Consider the following 13,411-nt stretch of genomic DNA (forward strand, 5'->3'; position numbering starts at 1 on the left):
TCCGCTTCGTCTCAACCGAGGCCGCGCATTCTACAGCAGCCTTTCAATCTGTCAAGCGTTTTTCGAAAATTTTCTTTTCGAATCAACCGCTTGCGCTTCAGCGAAGAACTCGAACACCGAAGCGAGGGAGACGAATCATACAGCAACCAGAGCCGCTGTCAACATCTCCGAACAACGCGCCTTCAACCCGGAGACTGACGACGCCGCAGGAAAGCAACCCTGCACTTCCACCACACCCCGATCCAAGCACTTGATTTACAAGGCTTTTCGATCAGCTTGCCGCTGGAAGTGGGGCGCATTATAGAGACATCGGCGGCGACGTCAATGCTTGTTTTGCAACTTTCCGGGTTACCGCTGAGCTACCCCTTCGAACCACGCCAGTTTTTCACGCAAGAGAACTACCTCACCGACGATCACCAAGGTCGGTGCATGCACCTCGTGCTCGGCAACCAGCTGAGGCAAATCGGCCAAGGTGCCCGTAAACACTCGCTGCTGAGGGGTCGTGCCCTGCTGCACCAGCGCAGCCGGGGTGTCGGCAGCTCGACCGTGGTTGATCAGCTCCCTGCAGATAACCGGCAGCCCCACCAGACCCATATAGAAGACCAAGGTCTGCCCCGGAGCCACCAGATCGCGCCACGGCAGGTTGCAACTGCCGTCTTTCAGGTGCCCGGTAACAAAGCGCACCGATTGGGCGCAGTCGCGATGAGTCAGGGGAATTCCGGCATAGGCAGCGCAACCAGCAGCGGCGGTGACTCCCGGAACGACCTGGAAGGGAATCCCCTCAGCCGCCAGTTCCTCGATCTCCTCACCACCCCTGCCGAAGATGAACGGATCCCCTCCCTTGAGCCGCAGCACGCGCTTGCCCTGTTTAGCCAGATCGACCAGTCGACGATTGATCTGCTCCTGTGGAAGCGCATGTTCGCTACGCTTCTTGCCAACATAGATCCGTTCGGCATCGCGGCGACACATATCGATGATCGCAGGAGCGACCAAGCGATCGTAGAGCACGACATCAGCCTGCTGCATCAGCCGCAATGCCCGAAAGGTCAGCAGGTCAGGATCTCCCGGGCCGGCCCCCACCAGATAGACCTCACCCAGTTCGCGATCGCTACTGCCGGCCAGCTTGTCGACCAGCAGGCGCTCGGCATCCGCATCACGCCCGGCCAATACCTGCTCGGCAATGACTCCCTGGAACACCTCTTCCCAGAACACCCGACGTTGCCGCACATCGGCAAAACGCTGCTTCACAGCTCCGCGAAACTTGCGAGCCAGCCCTGCAAGACGGCCATAGGCTGCCGGAATCAGGGTTTCCAGCCGAGCGCGCACCAGTCGCGTCAGCACCGGCGCATCGCCACCGCTGGACACCGCCACCATCAGCGGCGATCGATCGACGATGGCCGGGAAGATCACGCTGCACAGCGCCGGAGCGTCCACCACATTGACCGGCACCCCCCGCTCCCCGGCCTCGCGCGAGACTCGCGCATTGAGCTGGTCGTCATCGGTGGCCGCGACAATCAGCACACAGCCCGAGAGATCGGCGCTTGCATATCCACGCAGCAGCAACTCACCCGCCCCCTTTTCGACCAGGCTGCACAGCTGCTCCTCGACCAGAGGCGCGACCACCCGCAAGCGGGCGCCGGCCTCAGTCAGCAGGCGCGCCTTGCGTAGAGCGACCTCTCCGCCACCGACCACCAGCACCAGGCGGCCGCGCAGATTGTGAAACAAGGGAAGGAAGTCCATGGGCAGCCTCACGACAGGTGCAGAACAAATGGAAAGGCCGACAATCGAGAGTGCCGGCCCGTATTGCGCCCCACAGGGAAGAGCTACCGGGAGCCTCGAGAGGCCACCAGCAGCACGACGGCGTTCAGCCGATCATCTCGAGCCCGCCCATGTACGACCTGAGCACTTCCGGCACCCGGATGCTGCCATCGGCCTGCTGGTAGTTCTCCAACACGGCCACCAGGGTGCGACCGACAGCCAGGCCGGAGCCATTGAGGGTGTGTACCAGCTCGGGCTTGCCGGTAGCCGGATTGCGCCAGCGCGCCTGCATGCGGCGGGCCTGGAAGTCGCCGCAATTGGAGCAGGAGGAGATTTCGCGATACTTGCCCTGACTCGGCACCCAAACCTCCAGATCGTAGGTCTTGGTCGCACCGAAGCCCATGTCTCCGGTGCACAGCGCCAGCTTGCGATAAGGCAGCCCGAGCAGTTGCAGGACCTTCTCGGCATGGCTGGTCAACTCTTCCAGGGCCTCGAAGGACTTCTCCGGCTCGACCACATGCACCAGCTCGACCTTGTCGAACTGGTGCTGGCGGATCATGCCACGCGTGTCGCGACCGGAAGCTCCGGCCTCGCTGCGGAAACAGGGGGTATGGGCGACCAGCTTCAGCGGCAACTGCTTGGCATCGAGGATCTCGCCGGAGACGATGTTGGTCAGCGACACTTCGGCGGTGGGAATCAGGTAGAAGTCGGCCTCCCCCGGGCGACTGATCTTGAACAGGTCTTCCTCGAACTTAGGAAGCTGACCGGTCCCCTGCAGCGCCGGCGCCTGCACCAAGTAGGGCGTGTAAGCCTCCTCGTAGCCATGCTCGCCAGTGTGCAGGTTGAGCATGAACTGGGCCAGAGCACGGTGCAAACGGGCGATCGGGCCACGCATCAGCGCGAAGCGGGCGCCGGAAAGCTTGGCTGCAGTTTCGAAGTCGAGCCAGCCGTGCTGCTCACCGAGAGCCACGTGGTCCTTGACCTCGAAATCGAACTCACGCGGGACGCCCCAGCGACTCACCTCGACGTTCTCATCCTCGCCAGCGCCAACCGGCACCGATTCGTGCGGCAGGTTGGGAATGGTCAGCAGCAATGCATCCAGCTCGGCCTGGATCGCGTCCAACTCCTGCTTGCCTGCGCCCAGCTCAGCCCCCATGCGCTCGACGTCGGCCATCAGCGGAGCGATGTCCTCTCCGCGCTGCTTGGCCTGACCGATGCTCTTGGAGCGGGCATTGCGCTCGGCCTGCAGCTGTTCGGTGCGGGTCTGGGTTTCCTTGCGGCGGCTTTCCAGCGCCTCAAGGCGCGCCACGTCCAGTTGGAAGCCGCGGGTCGCCAGACGCTGGGCCACTTCCTGCGGCTGGCCACGAACCAGTTTGGAGTCGAGCATGGAGAGTTCTCTTCAGTCGAAGCAGTCAAATGATGAAGGTAGTCGTGCAGCGGTCTGCTGCTATCGCCCCTGCTGCGCTGCCTATCGCAGCCAGGTGCGGATGATCGGAACGAGAGTTTACCCGCTGACGGGCACCAGCGGGCAGCCTGCCGCACTTTTGTCGGCAGCCGCTCCCAGCACCACTCAACGCCCGAGCGGCCCAGCAAGGGTGTGGCAACGCTGGGGGCCGCCACTCCTGGAGACGACTTGAGTCAGCAGGCTGCCGGTGACGACGCCAGCGAGCACCGCGAGGATCATGGCTTCCTCCGCCGTCGCGGGCTGCGTCGATCCAGCTCGGCCAGATGCGCCAGCTTCTCGCGGATCTTCAGCTCGAGCCCGCGCGGCACCGGCTGATAGTAGGGCTCCGGCTCCAGCGCCTCGGGGAAGTAGTCTTCGCCAGCAGCGTACGCCTCCGGCTCGTCATGGGCGTAGCGGTACTCGTCGCCGTAGCCGAGGTTCTTCATCAGCTTGGTCGGTGCGTTGCGCAGGTGCAGCGGTACCTCCAGCGAGCCATGCGCAGCGACATCCCGCTTGGCCGCCTTGAGTCCCATGTACACCGCATTGCTCTTCGGCGCGCAGGCGAGATAGACGATGGCCTGGGCAACGGCAAGCTCGCCCTCGGGGCTGCCCAGGCGCTCCTGCACGTCCCAGGCGGCCAGGCACAGGCTCAGCGCTCGCGGATCGGCGTTGCCGATGTCCTCGCTGGCCATACGCACCACCCGGCGCGCCAGATACAGGGGATCACAGCCACCGTCGAGCATGCGCGCAAACCAGTAGAGCGCGGCATCCGGGCTCGATCCGCGCACCGACTTGTGCAGGGCACTGATCTGGTCGTAGAAGGCTTCGCCACCCTTGTCGAAGCGGCGACGGCTGTCACCGAGCAGGCTCTCCAGCAGCCCGACACCGATCTCCTCGCCATCCTCGACCAGATCAGCAGCATTCTCCAGCAGGTTGAGCAGGCGCCGGCCATCGCCGTCGGCAGCCGCCAGCAGCAGGCCGACGGCTTCCTCGCTGACGCGCAGGTGGCGAGCTCCGAGCCCTCTTTCCTCGCTCAGTGCCCGAGCGAGCATCTGGCGCAGAGCCGCCTCGTCGAGACTCTTCAGCACATAGACACGAGCCCGCGACAGCAGCGCGCTGTTCAGCTCGAACGATGGGTTCTCGGTGGTCGCGCCGATGAAGATCAGCGTGCCATCCTCCACGAAGGGCAGGAAGGCATCCTGCTGCGCCTTGTTGAAGCGGTGCACCTCATCGACGAACAGGATGCTGCGCCGCCCATACTGCGCAGCCTGCTGCTTCGCCACCTCCACTGCCTGGCGGATTTCCCTGACTCCGGCCAGCACGGCGGAAATGGTCTCGAAATGGGCATCGCCGACCTGCGCCAGCAGGCGCGCCAGAGTGGTCTTGCCCACTCCGGGTGGCCCCCAGAAGATCATCGAGTGCAGCGCGCCCTGCTCCAGCGCCTCGCGCAGCGGCTTGCCGCGCCCCAGCACATGCTCCTGGCCGACATACTCGTCCAGACTGGTCGGGCGCATGCGCGCGGCCAGCGGCTGGGCAACCGGGGGACGATCGAACAGGTCCATGACGGAACCCTACTGCTCCTCGATCACGTCGGCGCCCTCGGGCACCTTGAAGGTGAACTGGCTGTCCGCCAGAGGCTGGTTCAATTTCACGCCGAGGAACAGGATGTTGGTGCGCTGACCGATGCTGTCGATCAGTTGCATGTCGTTGATCACGCCATTGCGGAACGACAGGCGCAGGGTATCGAACAGGGTGTCCTTGGCCTTGGGCTTGAGGATGAAGTCGACCACACTGCCACCCTCCTTGTGGCTGATGGTGAAGTTCTCGCGAATCTTCGATACATCACCGGACAGCAGCAGCGCCGGGGTATGGGTCATGCGCTGGTCGAGAGCCTGGATGGTCACCTGCTGCAGGTCCGGATCGTACAGCCAGACTTTCTCCCCATTGGACACCAGCAACTGCTCCATGGGTGCATCGGTATGCCACCGCAGCAGGCCAGGACGCTTGAGACTCATCTCGCCACTGGCCTCCTGCAGCTGGGTACCGGAGCCGTCCAGAGTCAGCTGGGAGAAGCGCCCGGTCAGGGTCTGCGCCTGGCCGAGCAGTTCGGTCAGGCGCTGTACGGACCTGGCGTCGTCCTGGGCATGAACGGTGGCCCCCCCCAGAGTCAGGGCAGCCAGCAACAACACTCGAATCAGACGCATAGAGCCTCGCTCAGTCTCGGATCGGCGCCGGTGCGATCACGTCGCGGGAGCCGTTGGTATTCATGGGGGTAACCACACCGGCCATCTCCATCGCCTCGATCATTCGAGCGGCGCGGTTATAGCCGATCTTCAGCTTGCGCTGCACGGCGGAAATCGAGGCGCGGCGACTCTCGGTGACGAAGCGCACCGCCTCGTCGTACAGCGGATCCTCCTCGCTGCCCTCGCCGCCTTCGCCGCCGGTCGAGTCGTAGGAGCCGCTGGCGCCCTCTTCGGCGCCCGCAAGGATGTCCTCGATGTAATCCGGCGCCCCGCGCTGCTTCCATGCGTCCACTGTGCGGTGCACCTCGTCGTCGGAAACGAAGGCCCCGTGCACGCGCACCGGCAGGCCCGTGCCGGGCGGCAGGTAGAGCATGTCACCATGGCCAAGCAGTTGCTCGGCGCCCCCCTGGTCGAGGATGGTGCGCGAGTCGATCTTGCTCGACACCTGGAAGGCGATGCGCGTCGGAATGTTGGCCTTGATCAGGCCGGTGATCACATCCACCGACGGACGCTGGGTGGCGAGGATCAGGTGGATACCGGCCGCCCGCGCCTTCTGGGCGATGCGTGCGATCAGTTCCTCGACCTTCTTGCCGACGATCATCATCATGTCGGCGAACTCGTCGACCACCACCACGATGGTCGGCAGCGCCTGCAGCAGCGGCGGCTGGTCGTCGGGGCTTTCACGGCGGAACAGCGGATCGGTCAGCGGCGTGCCCGCCTCCTCGGCATCCTTGATCTTGCGGTTGAAGCCGGCCAGGTTGCGCACGCCCATGGCGGCCATCAGCCGGTAGCGCCGATCCATCTCCGCCACGCTCCAGCGCAGGGCGTTGGCCGCCTCCTTCATGTCGGTGACTACCGGGCAGAGCAGATGCGGGATGCCCTCGTAGATCGACAGTTCGAGCATCTTCGGGTCGATCATGATCAGGCGCACCTGCTCGGGTGTCGACTTGTAGAGGATCGACAGCAGCATGGCGTTGACCCCCACCGACTTGCCCGAGCCGGTGGTGCCGGCCACCAGCAGGTGCGGCATCTTCGCCAGGTCCGCGGTCACCGGTCGGCCGCCGATGTCATGGCCGAGCGCGATGGTCACCGGCGAGCTGGCACCCTCGTATTCCGGCGTGGACAGCACCTCGGAGAAGCGCACGATCTGCCGGTTCTCGTTGGGAATCTCGACGCCCACGGTGGTCTTGCCAGGGATCACCTCGACCACCCGCACGCTGATCACCGCCAGCGAGCGCGCCAGGTCCTTGGCCAGATTGGTGATGCGGCTGACCTTGATGCCCGGTGCCGGCTGGATCTCGAAGCGGGTGATCACGGGCCCCGGATAGGCGGCGACGACCTGGACCTCGACGCCGAACTCCTTGAGCTTCATCTCCAGCAGGCGCGACATCGACTCCAGCGCCTCGGGCGAGAAACTGTTGGGCTTGGCCTGCGCAGGGTCGAGCAGGCTCAGCGGCGGCAGGGTACCGGCTACCGCCTCGTCGACATAATGGACTACCGGCCTGGGCGGCTCGACCGGGCGACGGGGAGGCGCGCTCGGGGCCTCGGCGAGGCGAGGCGGCACCGGCTGCTGCACCGCAACCGGGGCGGGCACGTCGAAGACATCCTCCGGCAGTTGCAGCGAGCCCGCCTCGTCCAGCATCTCGGACTCTGCCGGAACGGCAGGGCGCTTGGGCAGACCCCGCCCCTCATTGTCGTCCAGGGTCAGCGGGGCAAGCTCCAGCTCGGGCTCGTCATCGAGATCGAGCGCCGAGAGGCCGACGACCGGCTCGATGCGCTCGCTCGCTGCCAGCGGGCGTTCCAGCGGCGCCACGGGCTCGGCGGCGGAGGCCGCTGCCCTGGCAAGCGGGGCGGCGACCGCGGCCCGGGCACGCCGGGAGGTCGGCGGAGCCGGCGGCGCCTGCTCGACTTCGCGCAGCTTCAGCCGCAGCTCACGATGGCTCTGGCGGGCACTCCACCAGCGCCCCGCCGCCCCCTGGATCAGCTCGAGCAGATCGAGGGTGATCTTGCCGGTCAGGTCCATGACCCGGAACCAGGAAAGATCGGTGAACACGGTCAGCCCGAAGAGAAACAAGGCGATGAACAGCAGGGTACTGCCCTGGACGTTGAGTGCATCCTCACCCCACTCGCCCAGGCTCTGCCCCAGGATGCCCCCGGCCGGCGCCTGCGGATTCACTCCCAGCGACTGGAACTGGATCGTCGCCAGCGCAGAAGTGGACAGCAGCAGGAAGAACAGACCGATGATCCGCCAGGAGAACAGCCAGCCGTTCCAGTGAAAGGGTTGGTGGCGGCTACGGAACAGGTCGATGACCTTGATCACCATCAACAGGGGCAGCAGGTAGGCCGCGTAGCCGAGGACGAACAGGAAGAAGCTGGCGAGCCAGGCGCCCACCCGCCCAGCGGCGTTCTGCACCTGACCAACGCTGGTGGAGACATCGACCCCGGGATCCATTGGGGAATAGGTCAGCAGTGCCATCCAGAAATAGATGCACAGGGCGCCCAGCGCGATCAGCGCACCCTCCTTGAGGCGGTAGTGCAACTGTTGACGCCATGGGTTGGCTTTGACGGTATTCGCGGAGCTCTTCAAAACGTAGGGATTCCTGCACGCGCCCGGCGCTCGAAACGGTAGACAGCCAGCACACTGCCTATTGTAAGACTTTACCCGGCGGATGCCATGCAGGCAGCCAAGCCGCCCTGGCGCCAGGGCCGACCTGCCGGCTCATCGCCGGGAACAGCAGATTTTGCCGCCCCAGCCCACCCGGTGTAGCATGCTGGACAGTAGCGGCACTTAAGCTCAATTGGAGCACGCATTCTCTTTCGTGACAAAGACTTATAGGGTGTTTTATGAGTGAATCGAAACATTCGCGGCTGGTCATCCTCGGCTCCGGCCCGGCCGGCTACACCGCTGCGGTGTACGCTGCCCGCGCCAACCTCAAGCCGACGCTGATCACCGGCCTGCAGGCCGGCGGCCAGCTGACCACCACCACCGAAGTCGACAACTGGCCCGGCGATGTCGAGGGGCTGACCGGCCCGGCACTGATGGAGCGCATGCGCGAGCACGCCGAGCGCTTCGCTACCGACATCGTCTACGACCACATCCACACCGCCGAGTTGCAGCAGCGCCCCTTCGTCCTCAAGGGCGACAGTGGAACCTATACCTGCGACGCCCTGATCATCGCCACCGGCGCCTCGGCGCAATACCTCGGCCTGCCCTCCGAGGAAGCCTTCATGGGCCGCGGCGTATCCGCCTGCGCCACCTGCGACGGCTTCTTCTATCGCAACCAGGTGGTCTGCGTGATCGGCGGCGGCAACACCGCGGTCGAGGAGGCCCTCTACCTCTCCAACATCGCCCGCGAAGTCCACCTGATCCACCGCCGCGACAAGCTGCGCGCCGAGAAGATCCTGCAGGACAAGCTGCTCGAGAAGGCCGCCAACGGCAACATTCGCCTGCATTGGAACCACACCCTCGACGAGGTCCTCGGCGATGCCAGCGGCGTGACCGGGGTACGCATCAGCGACGTGAACAGCGGCGCCAGCAGCGAACTGCCGCTCACCGGCGTATTCATCGCCATCGGCCACAAGCCCAACACCGAGCTGTTCGCCGATCAGCTGGAGATGCGCGACGGTTACCTCAAGGTCAAGGGCGGCAGCGAAGGCAACGCCACCGCCACCAGCATCGAGGGTGTGTTCGCCGCCGGCGACGTTGCCGACCACGTCTACCGCCAGGCCATCACCTCGGCCGGCGCCGGCTGCATGGCAGCCCTCGACGCCGAACGCTATCTCGACCAGTAAGGCGCAGCGGGCCTGCGGGCCCGCCTCCCCCATGCCTCTCGCCTCCCTGTCACGCCAGAGCCTAGACTTTCCGCCACTCGAGCACGCCCTGCGCGAGCCCGACGGCCTGCTCGCGCTTGGCGGCGACCTCAGTCCCGAGCGACTGATCAGCGCCTACCGGCACGGCTGCTTCCCCTGGTTCCAGGACGGGCAACCGATCCTCTGGTGGTCGCCCGATCCGCGCATGGTGCTGCTCCCCGCAGAACTGCACGTCTCGCGCAGCCTGCGCAAGACCCTGCGACAGGGGCGCTTTGCCGTCAGCTTCGACCGCGACTTCCCCGCCGTGATCCGCGCCTGCGCCGAACCGCGCACCTATGCCGACGGCACCTGGATCACCCCGGCCATGCAGGCCGCCTACCTGGAGCTGCATCGTCGCGGCCTCGCCCACTCGGTGGAAGTCTGGCAGGACGACCGACTGGTCGGCGGTCTCTACGGCCTGAGCATCGGCCGACTGTTCTTCGGCGAGTCCATGTTCAGCCGGACGACCGACGCCTCGAAGATCGGCTTCGTCACCCTGGTCGAACGCCTGCGAGACTGCGGCTTCGCCCTGATCGACTGCCAGATGTACACCCGCCACCTGGCCAGCTTCGGTGCCCGCCCCATTCCGCGCCACGAGTTCGCCACCTGCCTGAAGCGCCACCTGGACCAGGCAGGGCCGACACCCTGGGCGGAGCGCTCGGCTTGACATACACTTGCTATGGACTTCTCGCACCGCTCGCCCCAGCGAGGATCGTGCCATGACCGAATTTGCCGAGCTGAAGTTCTACGCCACCCAGGCGCATGACTGCAGCTACCTGCCGGACCAGAAAGCGACCACCCTGTTTCTCGATCCGCGCCAGGCCGTCGATGCCCAGATGTACGCCCAACTGTCCGAGATGGGATTCCGGCGCAGCGGTGAACACCTGTATCGCCCCCACTGCCAGCACTGCCAGGCCTGCATTCCGGCGCGCATCCCGACCGCCGACTTCCGCCCCAACCGCCAGCAGAAGCGCATCCTCAGGCGCAACCTCGACCTGCAGGTCCGCGCCGTGCGCCCACGGCTCAGCGAGGAGCACTATGCCCTGTATGCTCGCTACATCGAGCAGCGCCACGCCGACGGCGACATGTATCCACCCAGCCGCGAGCAATTCACCAGCTTCCTGGCGCGCGATCTGCCATTCTGCGTGTTCTTCGAGTTCCGCCAGGGCGAGCGCCTTCTGGCGGTCGCAGTCACCGACGTGCTACCCAACGGACTGTCGGCGGTCTATACCTTCTTCGACCCCGATGAGGAAAGACGCAGCCTGGGACGCCTGGCGATCCTCTGGCAGATCGCCGAAGCCGGCAGGCGCGGCCTTCCGGCCGTCTATCTGGGCTACTGGATCCGCAACTGCCGCAAGATGAGCTACAAGAGCGAATACCGCCCCCTGGAGCTGTACGTAAACCAGCGCTGGGTGGTGCTCACCTGAGTGCCCCTTGGCGCAAGAGGGGGTTTTCGGGCACAATGCCCGCCGTTTTTGCCCGACCACGTCAACCGGGCCATCCTAAAGTACTTGAGGGCTTTACTGCATGTCGAAAGAAGACAGCTTCGAAATGGAAGGCACTGTCATCGACACCCTGCCCAACACCATGTTCCGCGTGGAGTTGGAAAACGGGCACGTCGTCACCGCGCACATCTCCGGCAAGATGCGCAAGAACTACATCCGTATCCTGACCGGCGACAAGGTGCGCGTCGAACTGACGCCCTACGACCTGAGCAAGGGCCGCATCACCTACCGCGCCCGCTGATCGACACAGGCTCGCGAACGACAACGCCCGGCATAGCCGGGCGTTGTCGTTTTCGGGCAGGCACTGGCCTCCGTCAGGCCGGTAACGCCAGGTTCTCGTACTCGAATACCAGCTCGCCGTCACGCACATCGATGTGCACGGTGCCCCCGTGATCGGCCAGCTCACCGAACAGGATCTGCTCCGCCAGCGGACGCTTGACCTTTTCCTGGATCAGACGCGCCATCGGCCGCGCACCCATCTGCGCATCGTAGCCACGTTCGGCCAGCCAACCGCGCGCGGCCTCGCTGACGTCCAGCAGCACGCGCTTGTCCTCCAGCTGCGCCTGCAGCTCGGTGAGGAACTTGTCGACCACGCTCTTGATGATCGAATGATCCAGCCGACCGAACTGGATGATGGCGTCCAGGCGGTTGCGGAACTCCGGCGTGAAGCTCTTCCTGATCACCTCCAGCGCATCGCTGGAGTGGTCCTGCTGGGTGAAGCCGATCGATGCCCGCGCCGCGGTTTCCGCCCCGGCGTTGGTGGTCATGATCAGGATCACGTTGCGGAAGTCGGCCTTGCGCCCGTTGTTGTCGGTCAGGGTACCGTGATCCATCACCTGCAACAGCAGGTTGAACACCTCCGGATGCGCCTTCTCGATCTCGTCGAGCAGCAGAACGCAGTGCGGCGTCTTGGTGATCGCCTCGGTGAGCAGACCGCCCTGATCAAAGCCGACATAGCCGGGCGGCGCACCGATCAGGCGCGACACGGTGTGCCGCTCCATGTACTCGGACATGTCGAAACGCACCAGCTCGACCCCCATCGCCTTGGCCAGCTGACGCGCCACCTCGGTCTTGCCCACACCGGTCGGACCGGCGAAAAGGAAGGAGCCGACCGGCTTGTCCGGCGCCTTGAGACCCGCCCGCGACAGCTTGATGGCAGTGGACAGCGCCTCGATCGCCGCGTCCTGGCCGAACACCGTCAGCTTTAGGTCGCGCTCGAGGTTGCGCAGCAGCTCCTTGTCCGAGGTAGTGACGTGCTTGGGCGGAATCCGCGCGATCTTCGCCACCACGTCCTCGACCTGCGCCACATCGATGCAGGCGGCACGCCGCGCTTCCGGCTGCAGGCGCTGGTAGGCCCCTGCCTCGTCGATCACGTCGATGGCCTTGTCCGGCATGTGCCGGTCGTTGATGTAGCGCGCCGCGAGCTCGGCGGCGGCACGCAGCGCCTCGTCGGTATAGCTGATCTTGTGGTGCTGCTCGAAACGGCTCTTCAACCCCTTGAGGATGCCGACGGTATCCTCCACCGAAGGCTCGAGCACATCCACCTTCTGGAAGCGCCGCGCCAGCGCGCGATCCTTCTCGAAGATGCCGCGGAACTCCTGGAAGGTGGTGGAGCCGATGCAGCGCATCTCGCCCGACGACAGCAGCGGCTTGAGCAGGTTGGAGGCATCCATCACGCCGCCGGAGGCCGCACCGGCGCCGATGATGGTATGGATCTCGTCGATGAACAGGATGGCATGCGGGCGCCGCCGCAGCTCGTTGAGCAGGGCCTTGAAGCGCTTCTCGAAGTCGCCGCGGTACTTGGTGCCGGCCAGCAGGGCACCGAGGTCCAGCGAGTAGACCACGCTGTTGGCCAGCAGGTCGGGCACCAGGCCGTCGACGATGCGCTTGGCCAGGCCCTCGGCGATCGCCGTCTTGCCCACGCCGGCCTCGCCGACCAGCAACGGATTGTTCTTGCGCCGCCGGGCGAGGATCTGGGCCACCCGCTCCACCTCGAGCTCGCGTCCGACCAGCGGATCGATGCGCCCCTGGCGCGCCAGCTCGTTGAGGTTGCTGGCGTAGGCATCCAGCGGGTTGCCGGACACCGGACTCTCCCCGCCCTCCTCCTCCTGCGACTCCTGCTCCTGTTCGTGGCTTTCGCTCTCGCCCGGCACCTTGGAGATGCCGTGGGCGATGTAGTTGACCACGTCGATGCGGGCGACATTCTGCTGCTTGAGCAGGAATACCGCCTGACTCTCCTGCTCGCTGAAGATCGCCACCAGCACGTTGGCCCCGGTCACCTCGCGCTTGCCGGAGCTCTGCACATGGAACACCGCCCGCTGCAGGACGCGCTGGAAGCCGAGGGTGGGCTGGGTTTCGCGCTCCTCCTCGTGGGCAGGGATCAGCGGCGTGGTCGAATCGATGAATTCGCGCAGATCGTGGCGCAGCCGGTCCAGGTTGGCACCGCAGGCACGCAGGACGGTGGCCGCGGCACCATTGTCGAGTAGGGCCAGCAAGAGGTGCTCGACTGTCATGAACTCATGACGCTTGGCCCGAGCATCCTTGAAGGCGAGATTGAGGGTGACTTCAAGTTCGCGGTTCAACATACTTCACCTCACTTCACCTCGTGCCCA

The 13,411-nt window shown here is 65.2% G+C and carries 10 protein-coding genes; 4 read left to right on the forward strand and 6 right to left on the reverse strand.

Going from position 1 to position 13,411, the window contains the following annotated elements; translation table 11 throughout:
- Positions 1-348: 348 nt before the first annotated feature.
- The 5 genes from cysG to E5198_RS04940 form a co-directional block, all read right to left on the reverse strand.
- Positions 349-1,740, reverse strand: coding sequence for a siroheme synthase CysG (gene cysG / locus E5198_RS04920; RefSeq protein WP_136488902.1), 1,392 nt, complete (start codon positions 1,738-1,740; stop codon positions 349-351).
- Between the two features lie 124 nt (positions 1,741-1,864).
- Entirely contained in the window at positions 1,865-3,145 is a 1,281-nt protein-coding gene (serS, locus tag E5198_RS04925) for a serine--tRNA ligase (RefSeq protein ID WP_136488903.1), read from the reverse strand.
- 293 nt (positions 3,146-3,438) lie between these two features.
- Complete coding sequence (locus E5198_RS04930; RefSeq protein ID WP_136488904.1) at positions 3,439-4,764, reverse strand: replication-associated recombination protein A; 1,326 nt, start codon at positions 4,762-4,764, stop codon at positions 3,439-3,441.
- A 9-nt stretch (positions 4,765-4,773) separates the two neighbouring features.
- Positions 4,774-5,406 carry an outer membrane lipoprotein chaperone LolA gene (gene lolA, locus E5198_RS04935; protein ID WP_136488905.1) on the reverse strand — a complete coding sequence of 211 codons (633 nt, stop codon included), beginning with the start codon at positions 5,404-5,406 and terminating at the stop codon, positions 4,774-4,776.
- Positions 5,407-5,416: 10 nt separating this feature from the next.
- Positions 5,417-8,032, reverse strand: coding sequence for a DNA translocase FtsK (locus E5198_RS04940; RefSeq protein WP_136488906.1), 2,616 nt, complete (start codon positions 8,030-8,032; stop codon positions 5,417-5,419).
- 257 nt (positions 8,033-8,289) lie between these two features.
- On the opposite strand from E5198_RS04940, the gene trxB reads away from it, so the two are divergent.
- From trxB to infA, 4 genes are all read left to right on the forward strand, one after another.
- Positions 8,290-9,237: a thioredoxin-disulfide reductase gene (trxB, locus tag E5198_RS04945; RefSeq protein ID WP_136488907.1), complete on the forward strand. Its 948-nt coding sequence runs from the start codon at positions 8,290-8,292 to the stop codon at positions 9,235-9,237.
- Positions 9,238-9,268: 31 nt separating this feature from the next.
- Complete coding sequence (gene aat / locus E5198_RS04950) at positions 9,269-9,961, forward strand: leucyl/phenylalanyl-tRNA--protein transferase (RefSeq protein ID WP_136488908.1); 693 nt, start codon at positions 9,269-9,271, stop codon at positions 9,959-9,961.
- A gap of 7 nt (positions 9,962-9,968) precedes the next feature.
- On the forward strand, positions 9,969-10,721 hold the full coding sequence (locus E5198_RS04955) for an arginyltransferase (RefSeq protein ID WP_256658991.1): 753 nt from the start codon (positions 9,969-9,971) through the stop codon (positions 10,719-10,721).
- 100 nt (positions 10,722-10,821) lie between these two features.
- On the forward strand, positions 10,822-11,040 hold the full coding sequence (gene infA / locus E5198_RS04960; protein WP_016492441.1) for a translation initiation factor IF-1: 219 nt from the start codon (positions 10,822-10,824) through the stop codon (positions 11,038-11,040).
- 73 nt (positions 11,041-11,113) lie between these two features.
- Here infA and clpA read toward each other — a convergent pair whose 3' ends face one another.
- Complete coding sequence (gene clpA, locus E5198_RS04965) at positions 11,114-13,384, reverse strand: ATP-dependent Clp protease ATP-binding subunit ClpA (protein ID WP_136488910.1); 2,271 nt, start codon at positions 13,382-13,384, stop codon at positions 11,114-11,116.
- Positions 13,385-13,411: the final 27 nt, after the last annotated feature.

This window comes from Pseudomonas sp. A-1 (assembly GCF_004801855.1).
GTDB lineage: Bacteria > Pseudomonadota > Gammaproteobacteria > Pseudomonadales > Pseudomonadaceae > Geopseudomonas.

What these genes read in the sequence shown, in the direction of transcription:
- cysG (WP_136488902.1), bottom strand. Translation starts at nt 1,740, where the DNA reads ATGGACTTCCTTCCCTTGTTTCACAATCTGCGCGGCCGCCTGGTGCTG.
- serS (WP_136488903.1), bottom strand. Translation starts at nt 3,145, where the DNA reads ATGCTCGACTCCAAACTGGTTCGTGGCCAGCCGCAGGAAGTGGCCCAG.
- E5198_RS04930 (WP_136488904.1), bottom strand. Translation starts at nt 4,764, where the DNA reads ATGGACCTGTTCGATCGTCCCCCGGTTGCCCAGCCGCTGGCCGCGCGC.
- lolA (WP_136488905.1), bottom strand. Translation starts at nt 5,406, where the DNA reads ATGCGTCTGATTCGAGTGTTGTTGCTGGCTGCCCTGACTCTGGGGGGG.
- trxB (WP_136488907.1), top strand. Translation starts at nt 8,290, where the DNA reads ATGAGTGAATCGAAACATTCGCGGCTGGTCATCCTCGGCTCCGGCCCG.
- aat (WP_136488908.1), top strand. Translation starts at nt 9,269, where the DNA reads ATGCCTCTCGCCTCCCTGTCACGCCAGAGCCTAGACTTTCCGCCACTC.
- infA (WP_016492441.1), top strand. Translation starts at nt 10,822, where the DNA reads ATGTCGAAAGAAGACAGCTTCGAAATGGAAGGCACTGTCATCGACACC.
- clpA (WP_136488910.1), bottom strand. Translation starts at nt 13,384, where the DNA reads ATGTTGAACCGCGAACTTGAAGTCACCCTCAATCTCGCCTTCAAGGAT.